Below are 18590 nucleotides of genomic sequence, written 5' to 3'. Positions count from 1 at the left end.
GAATAGGGGAATAGGGGAATAGGGGAATAGGGTGGGTTCGAGAGAATTCCAAACACACTCCCTTATTCCCTGCTCCCTTACTCCCCTGAATTCTAATTCCCCAGCGCCAACTGATCCGTGATCTCAAACCGCTCCGAGACGCCGACACGGATCATGTTGAGGCTGCCTTCCCTGGTGAAGCGGAAGTCGCCGGGCGCGTCGGAACCGGCCGGCTGGCCGGCACGGAAGGAGATGATGCGCGTGCCGCCATCGGGCCAGGTCACAGTGATGTTCGCTTTGTCGGCGCTGTGCACCACGCTGACCTTGCAGCGCTCCATCGGCTGGCCGACATAGCGGGCGCAAGGAATTTCGGGGCCAGAAGCCAGCGTCGGAGCGGAATCAAGCGGGACGTCAGGCGCCGCCAGCGCCAGTAGGTACGCATCCTGCATGGCGGCGTGGCCGATTTCCTCAGGCGATTTCGGCGTGCTTTCTGCTGCCGGGCTGGCGCCGCCAAGCCGGGCTGTCAGGTCGGGCGGTGCGACCTGAGGGCTGTTGGCCGAGCCGATGGCCTGCGATTGGTCCGGTGCCGAGGCCTGCTCGGCCCCACTGCCGGTGGAGGCAACCACCGGCGCACCGGCCGGTCTTGGCTCACCTTCGACATAGGGGTTCGGATTGAGGGGGATGAGATAGCGCGCCGGTGCCCAGCCGCTCAGCTTCTCCTTGCCCGTGCTTTCGACCTTGCACCATTTGTAGCCGTTGATGTCGTTGCAGCCGAGATTGGTGACCATGTCGCCGCTGCTCAGCCGCGCCTCGACCGTGGCGACCGGCGATGCGGTGGTGCGGACCTTGAGAAGGTCGTCCGGCGCCAGGCCGGTGACGACGGAGATGACGAGCTCCGGCGCCTCTTGGGCCATCTCTTCAGCCATAGCGGGGGCAATCACCGGCCACGCCGTCATCAGCAGCGGAGCAGCAATCAGCGCATGGAGGATTGTTCGGAGCGTAACTGTGCGCCTCATCGTTTGGCCGTGCGCTGATACCGTGCCGCGGCGGATCGAGCCCGCCGCAAGCCCGGCCGGTTTTATAAGGGACGACGCGGCGCCATGTAAGCCCGAAAATTCGGGCCGCCGTTTCGCCAGCCTTCAGCCGGGCAGGGGCATGAACCCGGTTCTGAGCGCGTGAGCCCATTCCGGCCGGCCCGCTTGTTCGGCCTGCCTGGCGGCCGCCTCGTGGTCGTAGTCGACGGCGATGGCCTCGAAGCCGTCGGGCTGGCCGTTGCTGCCCAGGGTGACAATGCCGTAGCGCGCATGCGGCGAGCCCTGCTCGGAGACATGCGCCGGCGGCGTGGAATCGTCATAGGCAGGGCAGCCGATGCTGCCCGGATTGAAGATGACGGGACCGTCGGGGACGCGGATCAGTTCCGCGCGGTGGCTGTGGCCGCACAGCGCGATGCGGCAAGCCGGGTCGAGCGCCTTCAGCCGCCGACGGATCGCCGTCAGCGGCGCGCGCACCAGCTGGCCATTGGCGATCGTATCAGTGAGATATTTCTCGTCATGGTCGGGACGGGCGTGGAAAGCGATGATTCCGGGTGCGATCTCCAGCGTCAACGGCTGGGCGAACAGCACCTGGCGCTGTGCCTCGGTCAGCCGCTCCTGCGCATAGACGTCGGAGGGCCACATGGTGTCATCAGCGGGGTCGGCGGCAACACGGCGGTCGTGGTTGCCGCGCACCGTCGGCAGGTTCAGCGCCTGCAGCCGTTCCATCGTTTCGCGCGGCCATAGCGGGCCGGAAACGCTGTCGCCGAGATTGACGGTCAGGTCGGCGCCGCCGCGCCGGCGCAGGTCGTCAAGCACGGCGTCGAGCGCCAGCACATTGCCGTGGATGTCGGCGAGGACGGCGATGCGCATTTCGGGAAGCTCCTGTGTGACGCCGCTTTTCCTTTTCCCCACGTTCGTGGGCGAAGAACCCAAGTCCTTCAGGGTCGGGCGTGCACTTCGATATCGTGGCCGCCAACCGCCGGCAGTGCGGGATCGTCGCCGGCGGCGGCGATGACGCTGTCGAGCAGGCCGGGGAAGCGGGCGTCGAGATCGGCCCGGCGCAGTGTGATCATGCGGTTGGTGCCGACCACCTCGGCGCGGGTGACGCCGGCCTCGCGCAATTTGGCGAGGTGGTAGCTCAGATTGGTCTTCGAGCCGAAATCGAGGAACTGGCTGCAGTTCAGCGGCACGCCCTGCTTGCTGGCGAGATAGCGCACGATGGCAAGCCGCGTCGGGTCGCCGAGCACGCCAAGCACGATCGGCAGGCTGATCTGGTCCGTATTGGGGTGTGGCAAGGTCATGGCTCGAAACTAAGCACAGTCGGGTCCGATTTCAACGCATCCATCATTGTTGGCTCCACATGGCCTTTCTCCGTCTCGCGCGAACCCCGCCCGGCCTGTGCTGACACAGGGCTGTCAGGAAGGTTCAGCTATTTTTCCCTGGCTTCATTGACATGATGCCCCATTATGTCCAATTGTTCAATAACTTTTGAACTAAGGACATCCCGCCATGGACAAGCGCCTCTTCTGGCTCGCGCTCGGATCGTTCACGATCTCGACCGAAGGCTTCGTCATCTCCAGCCTTCTGCCCGACATCGCGGCGGATGCCGGCATCTCCATTCCGCTGGCCGGCACGCTGATCACCGCCTTCGCGCTCGCCTATGCGGTCGGCACGCCGATCCTGGCGACGCTGACCGGCGAATGGGACCGGCGCCGCGTCATCCTGTGGACGCTGGTGTTCTTCGTCATCGGCAACATCGCCGCCGCCTTGAGTTCCTCCTTCGAACTGCTTCTGGTCGCGCGCATCGTCATGGCGCTGTCGTCGGGCCTGTTCGCCGCAACCGCGCAAGGCACGGCGGTGGCGCTGGTCGATGATCATCACCGGGCGCGTGCCATCGCCGTCGTCGTCGGCGGCACCACTGTGGCCGTTGCGCTCGGTGCGCCGCTGGGCGCGCTCGTTGCCACCGTTGCCGGCTGGCGCGGCACCTTCTTTGCCATCGCCGGCCTTGGCGCGCTTGCAGGCGCGATCCTGTGGTACCGGCTGCCGCAGGGCATCGTTGGCACCAGGCTGCCCTTGAAGCGCAGGCTGGCGGCAGCGCTGCGTCCAGGCGTGATGCCGATCCTGTTGACGACAGTGCTGGCGCTGATCGGCGCCTTCACCGTCTTTGCCTATGTCGCGCCGCTTGCCATCGAGGGCGGCGGTCTCAGCCAGATCGCGCTGCCCGGCATGCTGCTCGCCTTCGGCGTCGGCGCCGTCATCGGCAACATTGGCGGCGGCCAGGCCGCCGACCGGTTCGGTGCGACCCGCACCGTCAGCTGGTCGCTGGCGCTGAGTGCCGGCATGCTGGTCTTATTGTCGGTCATCCCGACCTTCCTGCCGCACCATATTGCCGGGCCGGCGCTGATGGCGATGATGGTGCCGTGGGGCATCGTCGGCTGGGCGTTCCCGCCGGCACAGGCGAGCCGCATCATCAAGCTGGCGCCCGATGCCGCCCCGATCGTGCTGTCGCTCAACGCCTCGGCGCTCTATCTCGGCGTGGCGCTGGGTGCCGTGGTCGGTGGTGCCGTGCTGCGCTACGGCGCGCCGGCCGATCTCGGCCTGGTCGCCGCGATCTTCCCGATCGTCGGGCTTGGCGTCGTGGTCGCCGGCCGCTGGGCGGCTCGGCCTGTAGAAATGCCTGCCGAGTAGAGTCTTTGGCAAACGCTGGCCTTAGGGCGTGGCCGGCGGCAGATCAAAATCCAGCGCGGCGATCTCATCCAGAGCCGCGCGCAAATCTTCGGCCTTGTCCTTGCCGACGATATCCTCGAAACGCTGCTGGGCGATTTGCCACAGTTTCATCGCTTCCTCGATCTTGTCCAGGCCCTTTGGCGTCAGTCGTACACGCTTGACGCGGCGGTCCTCCGGGTCGGCGAAGGTCTCGACATAGCCGTCGCGGATCAGCGGTTTCAGCGTATGGCCGAGCGCCGACAGGTCCATGATCAGCGACGTGGCGATGGCGCCCATCGCCGGCTCATCGCCCATATGGATCTGGTAAAGCAGGCCCTGCTGCGTCGCCTTGAGGCCTGACGGCTCCACCACATCATCATAAAACTTGCCGAGCTTGCGCGCCGCGCGGCGCAGGGCGGCGTTGTTGCAGAGCGTGAGGCCGGGCAGGCTGTCCTTTGACATGATGGTCCCTGGCGCCGGCGAATGAGGCCCGGCTGCTCCCCTCAAATAATCCCCGCCCGTCTCATTGACAAGATAGTGGCATATGCCTACTTCACGATTAGTGGTATATGCCACTAAATCAGATCAAGCGGCTTTCCGGCAGCGCGGCAGATGCCACGGTGCCGGGGGTCATTCGAAACGAACAAGATCAGTTGAAGAAGGAACAGGACAATGAGTGGACAGGGCAACAAGGGCACGGCGGTCGTCACCGGTGCTTCGTCGGGCATCGGCGCGGTCTATGCCGACCGGCTGGCGGGGCAGGGCTACGATCTGGTGCTGGTGGCGCGGCGCGCCGACCGGCTGGAGGAACTGGCCGGGAAGCTGCGCCAGACCTATAGCCGCAAGGTCGGCGTGATCAGCGCCGATCTTGCAAACGACGATGATGTGCGCCGCGTCGAGCAAGCTGTAACAGCCGACGAGAGCATCACACTGCTGGTCAACAATGCCGGCATCGGCGGCCAGGCCGTCGTGGCCACCGCCGATGTCGACGCGGCCGAGCGCATGATCAAGGTCAACACCATCGCCTTGACGCGTCTAACCCGCGCCGTGCTGCCGGGGCTTTTGGCACGCAACCGCGGCGGCATCGTCAACATCGCCTCGGTGCTCGCCTTCGACACCTCCTTCGGCGGCATCTACAGCGGCACCAAAGCTTATGTGGTCAACTTCACCGAAGCCCTGCACCGTGAGGTCGAGGGCACCAATGTGAAGGTGCAGGTGGTGCTGCCGGGCGCGACCCGGACCGATTTCTGGGAACTTGCCGGCACCGATATCGCAAACGTTCCGAAGGAGATCATCATGACCGCCGACGACATGGTCGATGCCGCACTTGTCGGCTTGGCCAAAGGCGAGGCGGTCACCGTGCCCGCGCTTGCCGATGCGGCCAAGCTCGACACATTCCTCGGCGCCCGGCAAGCCTTCTACGGCAGCCTGCACGCCGACAAGCCGGCGGCGCGTTACGGGGTTTGACGTTTGAGAGGCTGGTTCGCTTTGCGAACCAGGACCCCCACCCCGCTGCTTCGCAGCGACTTGCCGGGGCGAGCCACGGGTCTCGCCCGTCCTTCGGACCCCCATAAGGGGGAAGGTTGGGGACGCGGCTTGTCCGCCCATGCGACAATGGTCTTGTGGGGTGCGAAAAGCTGGACTCCCCACCTCCCCCTTGTGGGGAGGTCGGACCGAAGGTCAGGGTGGGGGGCTGGCGCGGGTTTTGGCTTGAGCGCTTTACACCGACCGCCACATCGGAATGATCGAGGCGGCCAGTACCAGCGCCAACACGACGTTGAGCGCGCGCCATTGCCATTCGGTCTTGAGCAGCCGCGCCAGCACCATGCCGGCCACGCACCACAGCGACAGCGAGGCGGCGGCCGCGAGGCCGAAAGTGGCGCCGAGCAGCAGCGCGAGCTGCACCGGTCCGCTGGCCAATGCCGCGAACGACGCCGCGGCGCCCAGTCCCATCGCCCATCCCTTCGGGTTCATCCATTGAATGCCGGCGCCGCCGAGAAAGCTGTTCGGCCTGGTCATGTTCACATCCAGATTAGGCGGTCCGCTGCGGCCGATCTTGATCGCCAGCCAGACGAGATAAAGTGAGCCGGTGACCTTCATCGCCAGTTGCAGCGAGGGCACGGCGAGCAGCAGGCCGGCGAGCCCGGCGGCGGCGGCGCTCGTCACCGTGGCGAGGCCGGCGGCGCTGCCGATCAGCAGGGGTACGGAACGGCGAAAGCCGAACTGTGCGCCCGATGCCGTCGACAGGGTCGTGGCGATGCCGGGCGTGGTGGTGGCGACGATGGCAAACAGGATGAGCGGGAAAATGGGCTCGAGCATGCGGCGTCCTCGGTGGGAGGGCTGCCATCGTAGCTGCGCACGAACTTCAGTAAATGCAATGTTTGCTATGGTTGACATTAGCAAGCATAATGCCAACCATGATCCGAAATCTCGACATGGCGCTGATCCGCACCTTTACCACCGTCGCCGACAAGGCCAGCATGACAGCGGCGGCCAATGCACTGCACCTGACGCAAGGTGCTGTCAGCCAGCAGGTCAAACGGCTGGAGGAGGCGTTCGGCTCGAGCCTCTTCGAGCGCGACCGGCGCGGCTTGCGGCTGACGCGCGCCGGTGAACAGCTGTTCGGCAGGGGCAAGCGGCTGCTGGCCTTGAATGACGAGATCTGGGCCGAAATGGCTGGGAGCCCGGTGGCCGGCCAGGTGCGGCTCGGCGTGCCCTACGACCTTGTCGGCACCTTGCTGGCGCCGGTGCTGAAGACCTATGCCGAGACCTATCCGCAGGTCGAGATATCGCTGGTCTGCGCCTCGTCGCCAGAATTGACTGCTGCCCTTGCGGCCGGGACCATCGACCTTGCCGTGATCGAGGAATGCGCCGGCCCGTCGGCCGGCGAATGCCTCGTCGTTGACCGGCTGGTCTGGGTCGGTGCCAAGGGCGGCGTTGCCCGCGCCAAGCGGCCGCTGCCGGTGTCGATCGTCGCCGACACCTGCGCTTTCCGGCCGGCTGTGCTGGCGGCGCTCGGTGAGCATGGGCTGGAGTGGCGCACCGTGTTCGAGAACGGCAACATCGACGCGACGACCGCGACGGTGCGCTCCGACCTCGCCGTCACCACCTGGCTGGCCTCCACGGTGCCAGCCGATCTCGACATATTGCCATCGGAGTCCGGCCTGCCGCCGCTGCCGAATTTTGCCATCAACCTGCATCTGCCGAGGCATGGGGTAGGTCCCGCGGCGCAGGAATTCGCACGGCATATACGGGAAGGGCTGGCGCGGCGACCAGTCGCTGCTTGAAGCTTCTCAGAACTTGGGTTCCTCTCCCCCGTCGATCGGGGAGAGGTGTCGAGCGAAGCTCGACGGAGTGGGGGTCGATCTTTCATCGTGGGGCGAGGAACCCAGGTCCTGCTACTTCCAGTTCTTCCGCCGCTCGAGCTCGGCTTCCGACGGCTCTCCCGTGACAAACGACCCGACCTTGACCTCGCCCGCGCGTTCGTAGGTCGCCATGATGACGCCGGTGCCGGTTGCCTGCGACTTAATGAGCTTGAAGGCGGCCGGGATCGCGCTGTCGCCGAACAGCCGCTTGCCGTTACCCAGCAACAGCGGGAAGACCATCAGCCGGATCTCGTCGATCAGCCCGTTGGCGAGCAGCGTTTGGATCAGGTTGCCCGATCCCTGGATGAGCAGGTCGGGTCCATCCTCCTGCTTGAGGCGGCGCAACTCCGCAACGATATCAGGCCCGAGCGATTGCGTGTTCTGCCAGGTGAGGGTGTCGGGCCGATGCGTCGCGACATATTTGGTCGCAGGGTTGAAGGCATCCGCGATCGGATCTTTCTGATATGGCCAGTAGGCGGCGAAGATATCGTAGGTCCTGCGGCCGAGAAGCAGGGCGAAAGGCTTGGAGAACAGTTCATCCATCGCCGCGCCCCCCGCCTCGTCGAAGTAATGGAAGGTCCAGCCGCCGAACTTGAAGCCGCCGACCGGATCCTCTTGCGGGCCGCCGGGCGCCTGCATGACGCCGTCGAGGCTGATGAATGTCGCAGAGATGATCTTTCTCATTCCAATGCTCCCGTTCTTCGGTCCACGCCGTCGTGGCGGACTTCAGCCCAAGGACGGGCGACGAGCCACCGGTCCGACAGGACAGGACGAAATTTTGGAAAATCACCGTTGCTTGCGAGGCTCGGTGTGGAGATTTTCCGACGAGAACCAGACATCGCCTGATATGGCGGTGGCGGTGTCGTCCGGCGCCCTGTCCTGCGCCAGCCAGATCGAGCGGCTGCGCGCGGCCTGCTCGCCGGTGGGGATCATCGCCGCGGGGTCCGCGACCGAGGCGCCGACACAGGGAATGAACCACGACCGCATGAACGGATCGCAGGCGAAGCCTTTTTGCGTGCGTGTCACCATCACCGCCAGCGGGACGCGCTCGGCCGGCCGCCAGGGAAAGATCATGCGGCCGCCTGGCCGCAGCGCCTTCAGCCATCCGGCCGGGGGCGCTGCGACCCCGGCATTGACATAGATGATGTCGGATGGCGGCAGGGGCGTCGTCACGGCATCGCCATGGACCACCGTCGCATTGCCATAGGCTTCGAGATTTTGCCGCGCCAGATCGGCCAGCTTCTCGTCGAGTTCGAAAGCGGTGACGATGCCGCCTGGCGAAACCAGCCGGGCCAGCACGGCGGTGTAGTAGCCGGTGCCGGCGCCGATATGGCAAACCGCCTCACCGGGTTTCGGTTCAAGCTTTCCAATCCACATGGCGTGCAGGAATGGCTCGCCATTGTTGATGCCCTTGTCGTCGTCGAGCGCCACCAGCACGTTCTGATAGATATGAGCCGGATCGGCGCTCGGTGTTCTGACCTTGCCGTTGCCGGCGACGACCGTCCACGGCCCGGGACCGAGAAACGCTTCGCGCGGCACGTCGGCGAAAGCCGCTTCCAGACGTGGGTCGGGCGAGCCGGCATTGGCGGCCAGCAGCCGCGCGTAGAATTTCCTGATGTCTTCGATCCGGGTCATGATGCCGGAAAACATAGCGCGGATTGCCGATTTGTCGCGAGGCTGCCCCCTGCGCAGAGGGCAGCCGGTTTCCAGGCGAAGCGGAACTCAGCCGACCCCGAACATGGTGTCGTAGAGCAGCTTGAAGTTGAGCACCAGGATGATCGCGGCGACCACCCAGGCAAGGGCTGCGACGCCGCGCGGAATGGCGAGATTGCCCATCTTCTTCTTGTCGGAGACGAACTGCACCAGCGGGACGACCGCGAAGGGCAGTTGCATCGACAGGATGACCTGGCTGAACACCAGCAACTGGCCGGTGCCCTTTTCGCCATAGAGCGCGGTGACGACCACCACCGGGATAATGGCGAGGCCGCGCGTCAGCAGCCGGCGTGCCCAGTTGGGGATGCGCAGGCGCAGGAAGCCTTCCATAACAATCTGGCCGGCGAGCGTGGCCGTCACCGTCGAGTTCAGGCCGGAAGCCAGCAGCGCCACCGCGAACAGGATCGAGGCGATGCCGAGGCCGAGCAGCGGCGACAGCAGCTCGAAGGCCTGGCCGATCTCTGCGACGTCCTGGTGGCCGGTGTTGTGAAAGGCGACCGCGGACACGATCAGGATCGAGGCGTTGACGAACAAAGCCAGCATCAGGGCGATGGTCGAGTCCGTCGTTGCCCATTTGATGGCGTCGCGCTTGCCCTTGTCGGTGCGTTCATAGGCGCGGGTCTGCACGATCGAGGAGTGCAGATAGAGATTATGCGGCATGACGGTGGCGCCGATGATGCCGATGGCGATGTAGAGCATCGCCGGATTGGTGACGATTTCCGACGACGGCACGAACATGGCATGCAGGATCGAACCGGCCGGCGGGGCGGCGACGAAGATCTGGATGGCGAAGCAGCTGAAGATGATGATCAAAAGCGCGATGACGAAGGCTTCGAGATAGCGAAACCCCTTGTTCATCAGGAGCAGCACGAGGAAGGCATCGAGCGCCGTCAGCATGGCGCCGCCGATCAGCGGAATGCCGAACAAAAGCTGCAATGCGATCGCGGTGCCGATGACTTCGGCCAGGTCGCAGGCGATGATGGCCAGCTCGCAGGCGATCCACAGCACGAAGTTCACCGGCCGGGGATAATAGGCCCGGCAGGCTTGGGCGAGATCGCGGCCGGTGGCGATGCCGAGCCGTGCCGCCAGCGCCTGCAAAAGGATCGCCATCAGGTTGGACAGCATGATGATGAACAGCAGCGTGTAACCGAACTGGGCGCCGCCGGCGAGGTCGGTCGCCCAGTTGCCGGGGTCCATATAGCCGACCGAGACCATGTAGCCGGGACCCATGAAGGCGAACAGGCGACGGAACCAGACGCCCGAGTTCGGCACGGCGATAGAGGAATTGACTTCGCGCAGGCTGGGCTGCTCGTCCTCGTCGGGCCTGGCGAACCGCCATGAGGAACGGGAGGCTGTGGCTTCGGCTTCGGACATGAAGGAGGGCTTTCCGCGAGACTGGACGATGTTGCCTTAAGCTATGCCATGGCTCAACATTATGCAATATGCTATATTTCATTGTCGTTGCTTTTTATCCGGCTGGCGGCCATCGGGTGAAACGGCGATCGGAAGCCCCGGTTGCACCTGTTGCGGAATGCAAATAAACGGCCTGAAGAATCAGAGCCCGTGCTATGAAAGCATGGATGGCAAATAGTCCTGGGAGGAGCGCGTATTGGTGCTGAAGAACAGACCAGTTCCGCGCGAGCCGCTGCTCGACGCCGAAATTCATTCGGAGGGCTTCCGGCAGCAGCGCGAAGCGCGCCGCAGTGCGTTGGTCGAGGATTATGTCGAACTGATCGCCGACCTGATCGAAGACGGCAACGAGGCGCGTCAGGTCGACATCGCCGCACGGCTCGGTGTCGCGCAGCCGACAGTGGCCAAGATGCTGACCAGGCTGTGCGCCGACGGTCTGGTGTCGAGAAAACCCTATCGTGGCGTGTTCCTGACCGAAGCCGGCCGCAAAGTCGCGGAGGAAAGCCGCATCCGCCACCAGACGGTGGAAGCTTTCTTGCGCTCGCTCGGTGTCAGTGCGGAGACAGCGCGCATCGATGCCGAGGGCATCGAGCACCATGTCAGCGCCGAGACGCTGGAAGCCTTCCGCAAGGCGATGACGGCGCGCTGAGCGCCAGAGTTCCCGCGTCGCCGGAACCGTCGCACGCCAGACACGTTTGCACCAGATCCGTGCGATTGGCGCGCGAAAGGGAGGAAACGATGGGCATCGAACAAACGCCGGCGGCAAAGGGCAAGCAGGCAGCCGAGGGACTGAAACAGGCGGCGGCCAGGGATGAGCGCAAGACCGAAGCCGAAACCGGCCATCCGCTGAAAAAGGGCGCGGCGCGTTTCGAGGAGCGTTCGAAGAGCTCCGACGGCAAGAGCGCCGGCGCCAAGCAGGAAGATTAGCTCTCTGTCGGGCTTACGTGATCGGCTGTAGGCCACGGGGACGATTGCCACGCCGAGCCGCTCGCCACAACGAACTTGGCCGCAAGGCAACCCGTGTGGCCAAAAAGGCCATCGAAAAATGCTGTGACTTGGCGCAACCATTGGGATAATTGTCTGGTGCCCCGGAGCAACGGGGAGGTTTGCTGCACGAGGAGTTGCCATGCTCTGGAAGGGCCGTCGTCAGAGTGACAATATCGAGGACGACCGCAGCGACAGCGGCGGTGGCGGACTCGGCGGCGGCGGTGGCCAGTTCCGCATTCCGATCGGCGGCCGTACCGGTGGCGGCGGCAGCATCTTCCTCGTCATCCTGGTGGTGCTGGCCGGATGGTATTTCGGCTTCGATCCTTCGACGATCCTGGGTGGCGGCGACGGCGGCCTGCTGCCGGGCGGCGGCGGCCAGATCACCGACAACAGCGGCCAGGACAGCGGCACCGCCCCCGCCAATGACGAGATGAAGCAGTTCGTGGCGACCGTGCTGGCCGAGACCGAGGACACCTGGACCGGCATCTTCAAGTCGCAGGGATTGACCTACGAGGATCCCAAGCTGGTGCTGTTTTCCGGCCAGGTCCGTTCGGCCTGCGGCTTTGCCTCCGCGGCGGCCGGACCGTTCTATTGTCCCGGCGACCACAAGGTCTATCTGGACATGACCTTCTTCCAGCAACTCGACCAGCAGTTCGGCGCTTCGGGCGAATTTGCCCGCGCCTATGTGATCGCGCATGAGATCGGCCATCATGTGCAGAACCTGACCGGCATCATGTCCAAGTTCAACCAGATGCGGCAGAGCATGGGCGAGGTCGAGGCCAACCAGATGTCGGTGCGAATCGAGCTTCAGGCCGACTGCTTTGCCGGTGTGTGGGCCCACTACACCGGACAGAAAGGCATATTGGAGCAGGGCGACATCGAAAGCGCGCTGAACGCCGCCAAGCAGATCGGCGACGACACGCTGCAGAAGAAGATGCAGGGCTATGTCGTGCCGGAAAGCTTCAACCACGGCACCTCGCAGCAGCGGCAGACCTGGCTGGCGCGTGGTTACAAGAGCGGCAAGCTGTCGGATTGCAACACGCTGAGTGGGCCGATCTGACCAGACCGTTGTCGAGCTTCACCTGCCGGCGATGCTGCCGTCAGGTGGTGTCAGGATGAATAGATTCGGCCTGTTCCTGCATTGTTCCTTTCCGCGAGCTCGCCTATAAGGTGCGTCCGCCTGCGCCTGAGGGCGAGCAGAGGAGCTTGATCCTGCATGATCGACCCCAAAACCGCCAGACGGGGCCTTGCGCTCGTCTTCACCACGCTGCTGCTCGACATTATCGGCTTCGGCATGATCATGCCGGTGCTGCCGGCCTATCTCCGGGAATTGACCGGGGTCAGCATCAGCGGCGCAGCGATCGAAGGCGGCTGGCTGTTCTTCGTCTATGCGGCGATGCAGTTCTTCTTCGCGCCGATCATGGGCGGCTTGAGCGACCGGTTCGGGCGGCGGCCGATCCTGCTCGCATCGGTGCTGACCTTCTCCATCGACAATCTGATCTGCGCCGTCGCCTGGTCCTACCCGATGCTGTTCATCGGGCGCGTGCTGGCCGGCATTTCGGGCGCCAGCTATTCGACGACATCGGCCTTCATCGCCGACATCTCGAACGATGACAATCGGGCTAAGAATTTCGGCCTGCTCGGCATCGCATTTGGCGTCGGCTTCGTCATCGGGCCGGTTCTGGGCGGGCTGCTCGGCACGTTCGGGCCGCGCGTGCCGTTCTATTTCGCCGCCGGGCTCGCCTTCGTGAATTTCCTCATCGCTTTGTTTTTCCTGCCGGAAACGCTCGATGACAAGCACCGACGCCGCTTCGAGTGGAAACGCGCCAACCCTGTCGGCACGCTTCTGCAGATGCGCCAATATCAAGGCATCGGCTGGATCGGGCTTGTCTTCTTCCTGATGACGCTCGGGCATATGATGTATCCGGCGGTCTGGTCGTTCGTCTCCAGCTACCGCTATGGCTGGAGCGAGCAGCAGATCGGCTTCTCGCTCGGCGCCTTTGGCCTGTGCGGCGCGATCGTCATGGCGACGGTGCTGCCGCGCGTCATCCCTAGGCTTGGCGAGTGGAAGACCGCGGTCATCGGCCTGACATTCACGGCAGCCAGCGCCTTCGGCTACGCCTTCGCGTCGCAAGGCTGGATGATCTATGCGGTGATCGTCGTCGGCTGCCTGGAAGCGCTGGCCGACCCGCCGCTGAGGAGCCTCGCCGCCGCCAAGGTGCCGCCTTCGGCGCAAGGCGAACTGCAGGGCGCGATGACCTCGATCTTCTCGATCACCTCGATCATCACGCCGCTGCTCTACACGGCGATCTTTTCCTGGTTCACCGGGCCAAGCGCGCCGGTGACCTTCGGCGGCGCGCCCTATCTGCTGGGAGCGTGCTTCCTGACGCTGGCGGTCATCGTCTTTGTGACGAAAGTTGCGAGGCCGGCAGCGCGCACGAATGTCGCCACCGATGTCGCTGAGGATGGAGCACAGGTGTGAGTCACAACCGCATTGCGCTCACCAGGGAGGGCCATCCCGGCAGGGCAATGAGGGGCGGCGCTACCGGATCGCGCTAAGCCCGTTCGGCCAGCAATTCCTCACCGCGCTTTTCGCGGATCAAATTGACGAAGCGGCGGAACAGGTAGTGTGAATCCTGCGGGCCGGGCGAAGCCTCGGGGTGATGCTGGACCGAGAACACCGGCCGGCCGGTCAGCGTGATGCCGCAATTCGAACCGTCGAACAGCGAGACATGGGTTTCCTCGACGCCTGATGGCAGCGAGTCGGCATCCACGGCAAAGCCGTGGTTCATCGAGACGATCTCGACCTTGCCGGTGGTGTGGTCCTTGACCGGATGGTTGGCGCCGTGATGGCCCTGGTGCATCTTGGCGGTCTTGCCGCCCAGCGCCAGCGCCAGCATCTGGTGGCCAAGGCAGATGCCGAACACCGGGATGTCGGTCTTCAGCAGATCCCGGATGACCGGTACGGCATAGTCGCCGGTGGCTTCCGGGTCGCCGGGCCCGTTGGAGAGAAAAATGCCGTCCGGCTGCATGGCGAGGATTTCCTCGGCGCCGGACTTGGCCGGCACCACGGTGACCTTGGCGCCGAGGCCGGCGAGCAGGCGCAAGATGTTGCGTTTGACGCCGTAGTCGATGGCGACGACGTGCATTGTCGGTTCGATCTGTTCGCCAAAGCCTTCGTTCCACACCCAGGGCGTCTCGCGCCAGACCGAGGACTGGCCCGACGTGACCTCCTTGGCGAGATCGAGCCCGATCAGGCCCGACCATGCGGCGGCGCGGCGCTTCAGATCGTCGATGTCGAACACGCCATCGGGCGCATGCGCGATGACGGCGTTGGGCATGCCCTTTTCACGGATCAGCGCGGTGAGCGCGCGGGTGTCGATGCCCGACAAAGCGACGATGCCGCGCTTCTTAAGCCACTGGTCGAGACCAGTGCCGGCGCGGTAGTTGGACGGGTTGGTGACATCGGCCTTGAACACGGCGCCGACGGCGCCGGCGCGGGCGACCGGATTGAGATCCTCGATGTCCTCGTCATTGGTGCCGATGTTGCCGATATGCGGGAAGGTGAAGGTGACGATCTGGCCGGCATAGGACGGATCGGTGAGGATTTCCTGATAGCCGGTCAGCGCCGTGTTGAAGCAGACTTCGGCGACAGCGGAGCCGGTGGCGCCGAGACCGCGACCTTCGATGACGGTGCCGTCGGCCAGCACCAGAAGGGCGGTCGGCTTTTCCGTGGCCCAAGCGGGGGTCAAGGCGGGCGTCATCTCGGCCATGCGGCACTCCTGTCAGGCCGCGCGCTGCAACCGGCCCGGCGGGCCATCTGCGCGGCAAACGGCGCGAAGCGGCGATTTCGCGGCTTCCACGCAGTCAAATTTCCGTTCATGCAAGGCCCAGTACATAGGGGAAGGGGGCAGGGCGGTCAATGATCATGCGAAATGCCGCCATATTTTATTTCGCCTAGCAAAATCAGTGGCTTGCCTCGGCACATCAGAGTTTGCCTTGGCTCGCCCGCGGCGCTATTGTCCGCGCCGATCGAAGGAGAATGCACCATGCGCGGCAAAATCGCCGAATCCCTGAAGAGCGCGATGAAGGCGCAGGACAAGCACCGGCTGCCGACATTGCGGCTGATCCAGGCCGCCATTCACGACCGCGACATTGCCAATCGCGGGTCAGGCAAGGAGCCGGCCAGCGACGAGGAGATCCTGCAGATCCTGGCCAAGATGGTGAAGCAGCGCGAGGAATCGGCCAAAGCCTTCGATGACGGCAAGCGGCCGGAACTGGCCGCGCAGGAGCGCGGCGAGATGGAGATCATCCGCACCTTCCTGCCGACGCAGCTGGATGATGCGGCGGTAACTGCTGCGGCGCGCGAGGCGATCGCCGCGACCGGTGCGGCCAGCCAGAAGGACATGGGCAAGGTGATCGCCGCACTGAAGCAGAAATATGCCGGCCAGATGGATTTCGGCAAGGCGAGCGGCATCGTCAAGGGTCTGCTGCAGTAGGGTGCTGCTCATCTCGTCGCTTGGGTGGCCGACCGGGCGGAATCCAGATCCGTCCGGAATCCAAGTCCAGGAATTGGAACCCGGATAGCGCCGAGATGTTTATCCGTCATGCAACTGGAGAGATGCCATGACTGAGAACGAAACCCGCTATGAAACCGGTGCGACGAAATATCCGGCAAAGACCGATGCCGACGCTTCCGATGAATTCTCCCAGGATGCGGCCGCCAACGAGAAGCCTGCCGGCGGAATAGGGCTCACCCGCCGGATGGGCGAAGTGGAAGACCGCACCCGCCAGTCGGAGGGACAAAACCCGCCAAAGCAAGCCACGCCGAGCGCTGCAACCGAAAAGACGTCCGGGGCCGGCCCCGCTATCGCGGAGCGTTCAAAGGACGCCAAGGCTCCGAAGAGCAGCCAATGAAGCGAAGGCCGGGAGCACTCCTGCGGCGCTTTGGAGATCGGCGGACAAGTGGTTCGCGTAGTTAGCGTTTGCCGATCCCTTCAACGACGATGCGGATGAGGTGCCTGATCTCGTCCTCGCTGAATGACCCGGCCGAAAGCGCCGAAAGCATCGCCTGGCCGTATATTCCAAGCAGGACCAGCGCCATGAAATTGGCATCGTCATCCCTGCGAATGACACCTTGCCGTTGGCCGAGCACCAGAAGGTCCCGGACCAGGCGCTGGAATGAGGGCCGGTCGGGCGGCGGCTGCAGGGACGGACGCTCGGCGGGGGCAAGAGCCAGCCTGGCAAGCGAGGGATTGGCCAGGCACCAGCCGGCGCTGTCGAGAAAGACTGTCTCGAGCATGACGAATACATCTTCGTTCGCCGCCATGCGGGCGCGGTAGGCGGCATCGCCCGCCTCCACGCGGGCGATGAGCCGCAACGCGATTTCTTCTTTCGAACTGAACAGATTGTAGACCGTTTTGCGGGTCAAGCCGGCGCGCGTCGCGATCTCCTCGACCGAGGTGTTGGCAAACCCCATCTCCCGAAACGCCAGGTCGGCGGCATCGAGGATGAGGCTTCGCGACCGTTCGGTCCGCTTTGGGGTTGTCATTTTTATACCCTAGTGTAAATTTACACATATGTAAACTTTTGCTGCGTGACCGCCGCATTGCGGCAGCCGCCAATCCCGCGAAGGGTCGACCGTGGCGCATCGGAATTCAAGCGGCTCTATGGGAAGCAATGTGCAAATGGCTGGTAGTCTCAAGGAATTCGGCCTTGGGATCTGGATTGCGGATGGTCCGATCGTCACGGCGGCCGCCGGCTTTCACTATCCCACGCGTATGGCCGTTATCGGATTGTCCGGGGGCGGTTTGTTCATCTGGTCACCGGTAGAGCTCACGAACGAGCTGCGCGCCGATGTGGACGCTCTGGGCGTGGTGCGCTTCCTGATCCCGCCCAATTCGCTTCACCACGTGTTTCTCGCTGACTGGCAGCGCGGCTATCCCGATGCCAAGGTCTATGCGCCACCCGGCCTGCGGGAAAAGCGCCGAGATATCCTCTTCTGCGGCGAGCTCGGCGATACGCCTGCCGCCGACTGGGCGGACGATCTCGACCAGGTCGTCGTGCGCGGCAACAGGATCACCACCGAGATTGTCTTCTTCCACCGCGCAAGCAGGACAGTGTTGTTCACCGATCTGATCCAGCATTTCCACGCCGGATGGTTCAAGGGCTGGCGGGCGCTCGTAGCCCGGCTGGATCTGATGGTGGCCGCAGAGCCCTCAGTGCCGCGAAAATTCCGCGCCGGCTTTACCGACCGGCGCGCCGCGCGTGCCGCTCTTCAACGCATACTGGCATGGCCGGCCGAAAGAGTGCTGATGGCGCACGGCGAACCAGTGACGGAGGACGCTCGAACGTTCATCCGTCGCGCTTTTCGCTGGCTGGTTGGCCGCTGACTTCCTCGGCGGATTTCGGCGCTTCGAGCACACGGCGCAATGCCGGCGCTTCCTGCTGGATATGATCCCACAGCCGGTTCGCGATCGGCCCATGCGGCCGGTCGCGGCGGCGCGCCACCACCAGTTCGTCGGTGCGGCCCGGCAGATGACGGCCGGCAATGGAGTGCAGGCGTCCGTCCTGCAGTTCTTCCTCGATCAGGAAGCGGGGCAGGTGGCCCCAGCCAAGGCCCTGCAGGATGATCTCCTTCTTCATGCCCTGGTCGGCGACGAGGCATTGCGGCGCGCCTTCGATCAGCGAATAGTTTTGTTGTGGCGAATGGCGGGCGCTGTCGCGCATGACGCATTGGGTGAGTGCCTGCATCTGGTCCGGGGTGATCGGCTGCTCGATACGCTGAGGCAGAAAGCCCGGCGCCACCACGGGAATGAAGGACACCTTGCACAAATCGACCCATTCCACCCGCGCATCGCCCTTGTCGACCCAGTGCAGGATCAGGTCGGCTTCGTCGTCGAAGAGACGCTCCCATGGGCCGCCCACCGCTTCGAAATGCAGATGCAGGCGCGTGCCGGGCAACTGTGCGAAGAATCGCCCGAGCATGCCCAGCACCTGCGGGCGCGGGCACAGGTCGCCGATCACCACATGGATCTCGCTTTCCTCACCCATCGCCAACTGGGCGGCATGGACGCGCAAACCGTCCATCTCGCGCAGCAGCGATAGCGCTCGGCGGTGGAACGACAGCCCGGCCTCGGTCGGACGCACGCGATAGCCGCTGCGATCCAAAAGGACGAGGCCGAGCTGTCGCTCCAGCTTGGCGACGGCGGCGAACACCGCGGGGTGCGAGCGATACAGCATGGCCGCCGCAGGCTGAAAACCGCCGGTGCGGACCACCGCATCGAAGCATTGCAGATCGTGCAGGGTGAATTCGGCCATGTCAGTTTTTGTTACAGAGCTTGTCTCATCTTTGTAATATCAACAAAATCGCTCCACGGCTAGGCTCTGTCTCGTT

At 64.4% G+C, this 18590-nt stretch carries 21 protein-coding genes; 10 read left to right on the top strand and 11 right to left on the bottom strand.

From position 1 onward, the window contains the following. Positions 1-92 precede the first annotated feature (92 nt). The 3 genes from AC0L2D_RS31140 to AC0L2D_RS31130 form a co-directional block, all read right to left on the bottom strand. Positions 93-995, bottom strand: coding sequence for an SH3 domain-containing protein (locus AC0L2D_RS31140; protein WP_027162087.1), 903 nt, complete (start codon positions 993-995; stop codon positions 93-95). A 123-nt stretch (positions 996-1118) separates the two neighbouring features. Further along, positions 1119-1883 (bottom strand): metallophosphoesterase family protein, encoded by a 765-nt coding sequence (locus tag AC0L2D_RS31135; protein ID WP_473543979.1) that lies wholly within the window; start codon positions 1881-1883, stop codon positions 1119-1121. A gap of 68 nt (positions 1884-1951) precedes the next feature. Continuing rightward, positions 1952-2314, bottom strand: coding sequence for an ArsR/SmtB family transcription factor (locus AC0L2D_RS31130; protein ID WP_013530112.1), 363 nt, complete (start codon positions 2312-2314; stop codon positions 1952-1954). Positions 2315-2522: 208 nt separating this feature from the next. Between AC0L2D_RS31130 and AC0L2D_RS31125 the strand changes: the two genes are divergently transcribed. Next, positions 2523-3701 carry an MFS transporter gene (locus AC0L2D_RS31125; protein WP_473543977.1) on the top strand — a complete coding sequence of 393 codons (1179 nt, stop codon included), beginning with the start codon at positions 2523-2525 and terminating at the stop codon, positions 3699-3701. 21 nt (positions 3702-3722) lie between these two features. Here AC0L2D_RS31125 and AC0L2D_RS31120 read toward each other — a convergent pair whose 3' ends face one another. Then, on the bottom strand, positions 3723-4181 hold the full coding sequence (locus AC0L2D_RS31120; protein ID WP_473543975.1) for a MarR family winged helix-turn-helix transcriptional regulator: 459 nt from the start codon (positions 4179-4181) through the stop codon (positions 3723-3725). Positions 4182-4391: 210 nt separating this feature from the next. Between AC0L2D_RS31120 and AC0L2D_RS31115 the strand changes: the two genes are divergently transcribed. After that, positions 4392-5186, top strand: coding sequence for an SDR family NAD(P)-dependent oxidoreductase (locus tag AC0L2D_RS31115; protein WP_013530115.1), 795 nt, complete (start codon positions 4392-4394; stop codon positions 5184-5186). 252 nt (positions 5187-5438) lie between these two features. On the opposite strand, the gene AC0L2D_RS31110 is transcribed toward AC0L2D_RS31115, so the two are convergent. Beyond that, the gene (locus AC0L2D_RS31110; RefSeq protein ID WP_473543973.1) at positions 5439-6038 is read right to left on the bottom strand and encodes a LysE family translocator; all 600 of its coding nucleotides are present in this window, start codon (positions 6036-6038) and stop codon (positions 5439-5441) included. A gap of 98 nt (positions 6039-6136) precedes the next feature. On the opposite strand from AC0L2D_RS31110, the gene AC0L2D_RS31105 reads away from it, so the two are divergent. Further along, on the top strand, positions 6137-7006 hold the full coding sequence (locus AC0L2D_RS31105) for a LysR family transcriptional regulator (protein WP_082827478.1): 870 nt from the start codon (positions 6137-6139) through the stop codon (positions 7004-7006). A 111-nt stretch (positions 7007-7117) separates the two neighbouring features. Here the strand turns inward: AC0L2D_RS31105 and AC0L2D_RS31100 are convergent, their stop codons facing one another. The 3 genes from AC0L2D_RS31100 to AC0L2D_RS31090 all read right to left on the bottom strand — a co-directional run bounded on the left by AC0L2D_RS31100 (position 7118) and on the right by AC0L2D_RS31090 (position 10171). Further along, positions 7118-7768 (bottom strand): dihydrofolate reductase family protein, encoded by a 651-nt coding sequence (locus tag AC0L2D_RS31100; protein ID WP_473543971.1) that lies wholly within the window; start codon positions 7766-7768, stop codon positions 7118-7120. Between the two features lie 102 nt (positions 7769-7870). Then, entirely contained in the window at positions 7871-8719 is an 849-nt protein-coding gene (locus AC0L2D_RS31095; RefSeq protein ID WP_473543969.1) for a protein-L-isoaspartate O-methyltransferase family protein, read from the bottom strand. A gap of 87 nt (positions 8720-8806) precedes the next feature. After that, positions 8807-10171, bottom strand: a complete 1365-nt coding sequence (locus tag AC0L2D_RS31090; RefSeq protein ID WP_013530120.1) for an Nramp family divalent metal transporter — start codon at positions 10169-10171, stop codon at positions 8807-8809. 235 nt (positions 10172-10406) lie between these two features. Here AC0L2D_RS31090 and mntR point away from each other — a divergent pair, with 235 nt between their 5' ends. The 4 genes from mntR (at position 10407) to AC0L2D_RS31070 (ending at position 13676) form a co-directional block, all read left to right on the top strand. Continuing rightward, on the top strand, positions 10407-10856 hold the full coding sequence (gene mntR / locus AC0L2D_RS31085; RefSeq protein WP_024504117.1) for a manganese-binding transcriptional regulator MntR: 450 nt from the start codon (positions 10407-10409) through the stop codon (positions 10854-10856). Between the two features lie 89 nt (positions 10857-10945). Continuing rightward, positions 10946-11134 (top strand): hypothetical protein, encoded by a 189-nt coding sequence (locus tag AC0L2D_RS31080; RefSeq protein WP_013530122.1) that lies wholly within the window; start codon positions 10946-10948, stop codon positions 11132-11134. Between the two features lie 199 nt (positions 11135-11333). Beyond that, positions 11334-12254 carry a KPN_02809 family neutral zinc metallopeptidase gene (gene ypfJ, locus AC0L2D_RS31075; protein ID WP_027162080.1) on the top strand — a complete coding sequence of 307 codons (921 nt, stop codon included), beginning with the start codon at positions 11334-11336 and terminating at the stop codon, positions 12252-12254. Positions 12255-12410: 156 nt separating this feature from the next. Next, complete coding sequence (locus AC0L2D_RS31070) at positions 12411-13676, top strand: TCR/Tet family MFS transporter (RefSeq protein ID WP_027162079.1); 1266 nt, start codon at positions 12411-12413, stop codon at positions 13674-13676. A 73-nt stretch (positions 13677-13749) separates the two neighbouring features. Here AC0L2D_RS31070 and carA read toward each other — a convergent pair whose 3' ends face one another. Further along, entirely contained in the window at positions 13750-14967 is a 1218-nt protein-coding gene (gene carA / locus AC0L2D_RS31065) for a glutamine-hydrolyzing carbamoyl-phosphate synthase small subunit (RefSeq protein WP_013530125.1), read from the bottom strand. 276 nt (positions 14968-15243) lie between these two features. Here carA and AC0L2D_RS31060 point away from each other — a divergent pair, with 276 nt between their 5' ends. Both AC0L2D_RS31060 and AC0L2D_RS31055 read left to right on the top strand, forming a co-directional pair. Then, positions 15244-15693, top strand: a complete 450-nt coding sequence (locus AC0L2D_RS31060) for a GatB/YqeY domain-containing protein (RefSeq protein ID WP_013530126.1) — start codon at positions 15244-15246, stop codon at positions 15691-15693. A gap of 127 nt (positions 15694-15820) precedes the next feature. Continuing rightward, complete coding sequence (locus AC0L2D_RS31055; protein WP_063168785.1) at positions 15821-16111, top strand: hypothetical protein; 291 nt, start codon at positions 15821-15823, stop codon at positions 16109-16111. 61 nt (positions 16112-16172) lie between these two features. Here the strand turns inward: AC0L2D_RS31055 and AC0L2D_RS31050 are convergent, their stop codons facing one another. Then, positions 16173-16745, bottom strand: a complete 573-nt coding sequence (locus AC0L2D_RS31050; RefSeq protein ID WP_013530128.1) for a TetR/AcrR family transcriptional regulator — start codon at positions 16743-16745, stop codon at positions 16173-16175. Positions 16746-16863: 118 nt separating this feature from the next. On the opposite strand from AC0L2D_RS31050, the gene AC0L2D_RS31045 reads away from it, so the two are divergent. After that, positions 16864-17586, top strand: coding sequence for a DUF4336 domain-containing protein (locus AC0L2D_RS31045; protein ID WP_473543964.1), 723 nt, complete (start codon positions 16864-16866; stop codon positions 17584-17586). On the opposite strand, the gene AC0L2D_RS31040 is transcribed toward AC0L2D_RS31045, so the two are convergent. Next, positions 17549-18514 carry a LysR family transcriptional regulator gene (locus AC0L2D_RS31040; protein ID WP_013530130.1) on the bottom strand — a complete coding sequence of 322 codons (966 nt, stop codon included), beginning with the start codon at positions 18512-18514 and terminating at the stop codon, positions 17549-17551. The genes AC0L2D_RS31045 and AC0L2D_RS31040 overlap by 38 nt on opposite strands. Positions 18515-18590: the final 76 nt, after the last annotated feature.

Source organism: Mesorhizobium sp. WSM4833 (assembly GCF_055811095.1).
Note: the sequence above shows the minus strand (reverse complement) of the source record. Positions and strands in the feature narration are given on the sequence as shown.

Bases quoted from the DNA above. Each gene is read 5' to 3' on its own strand.
- AC0L2D_RS31140 (WP_027162087.1), bottom strand. From the start codon at position 995: ATGAGGCGCACAGTTACGCTCCGAACAATCCTCCATGCGCTGATTGCT.
- AC0L2D_RS31135 (WP_473543979.1), bottom strand. From the start codon at position 1,883: ATGCGCATCGCCGTCCTCGCCGACATCCACGGCAATGTGCTGGCGCTC.
- AC0L2D_RS31130 (WP_013530112.1), bottom strand. From the start codon at position 2,314: ATGACCTTGCCACACCCCAATACGGACCAGATCAGCCTGCCGATCGTG.
- AC0L2D_RS31125 (WP_473543977.1), top strand. From the start codon at position 2,523: ATGGACAAGCGCCTCTTCTGGCTCGCGCTCGGATCGTTCACGATCTCG.
- AC0L2D_RS31120 (WP_473543975.1), bottom strand. From the start codon at position 4,181: ATGTCAAAGGACAGCCTGCCCGGCCTCACGCTCTGCAACAACGCCGCC.
- AC0L2D_RS31115 (WP_013530115.1), top strand. From the start codon at position 4,392: ATGAGTGGACAGGGCAACAAGGGCACGGCGGTCGTCACCGGTGCTTCG.
- AC0L2D_RS31110 (WP_473543973.1), bottom strand. From the start codon at position 6,038: ATGCTCGAGCCCATTTTCCCGCTCATCCTGTTTGCCATCGTCGCCACC.
- AC0L2D_RS31105 (WP_082827478.1), top strand. From the start codon at position 6,137: ATGATCCGAAATCTCGACATGGCGCTGATCCGCACCTTTACCACCGTC.
- AC0L2D_RS31100 (WP_473543971.1), bottom strand. From the start codon at position 7,768: ATGAGAAAGATCATCTCTGCGACATTCATCAGCCTCGACGGCGTCATG.
- AC0L2D_RS31095 (WP_473543969.1), bottom strand. From the start codon at position 8,719: ATGACCCGGATCGAAGACATCAGGAAATTCTACGCGCGGCTGCTGGCC.
- AC0L2D_RS31090 (WP_013530120.1), bottom strand. From the start codon at position 10,171: ATGTCCGAAGCCGAAGCCACAGCCTCCCGTTCCTCATGGCGGTTCGCC.
- AC0L2D_RS31080 (WP_013530122.1), top strand. From the start codon at position 10,946: ATGGGCATCGAACAAACGCCGGCGGCAAAGGGCAAGCAGGCAGCCGAG.
- ypfJ (WP_027162080.1), top strand. From the start codon at position 11,334: ATGCTCTGGAAGGGCCGTCGTCAGAGTGACAATATCGAGGACGACCGC.
- AC0L2D_RS31070 (WP_027162079.1), top strand. From the start codon at position 12,411: ATGATCGACCCCAAAACCGCCAGACGGGGCCTTGCGCTCGTCTTCACC.
- carA (WP_013530125.1), bottom strand. From the start codon at position 14,967: ATGGCCGAGATGACGCCCGCCTTGACCCCCGCTTGGGCCACGGAAAAG.
- AC0L2D_RS31060 (WP_013530126.1), top strand. From the start codon at position 15,244: ATGCGCGGCAAAATCGCCGAATCCCTGAAGAGCGCGATGAAGGCGCAG.
- AC0L2D_RS31055 (WP_063168785.1), top strand. From the start codon at position 15,821: ATGACTGAGAACGAAACCCGCTATGAAACCGGTGCGACGAAATATCCG.
- AC0L2D_RS31050 (WP_013530128.1), bottom strand. From the start codon at position 16,745: ATGACAACCCCAAAGCGGACCGAACGGTCGCGAAGCCTCATCCTCGAT.
- AC0L2D_RS31045 (WP_473543964.1), top strand. From the start codon at position 16,864: ATGGGAAGCAATGTGCAAATGGCTGGTAGTCTCAAGGAATTCGGCCTT.
- AC0L2D_RS31040 (WP_013530130.1), bottom strand. From the start codon at position 18,514: ATGGCCGAATTCACCCTGCACGATCTGCAATGCTTCGATGCGGTGGTC.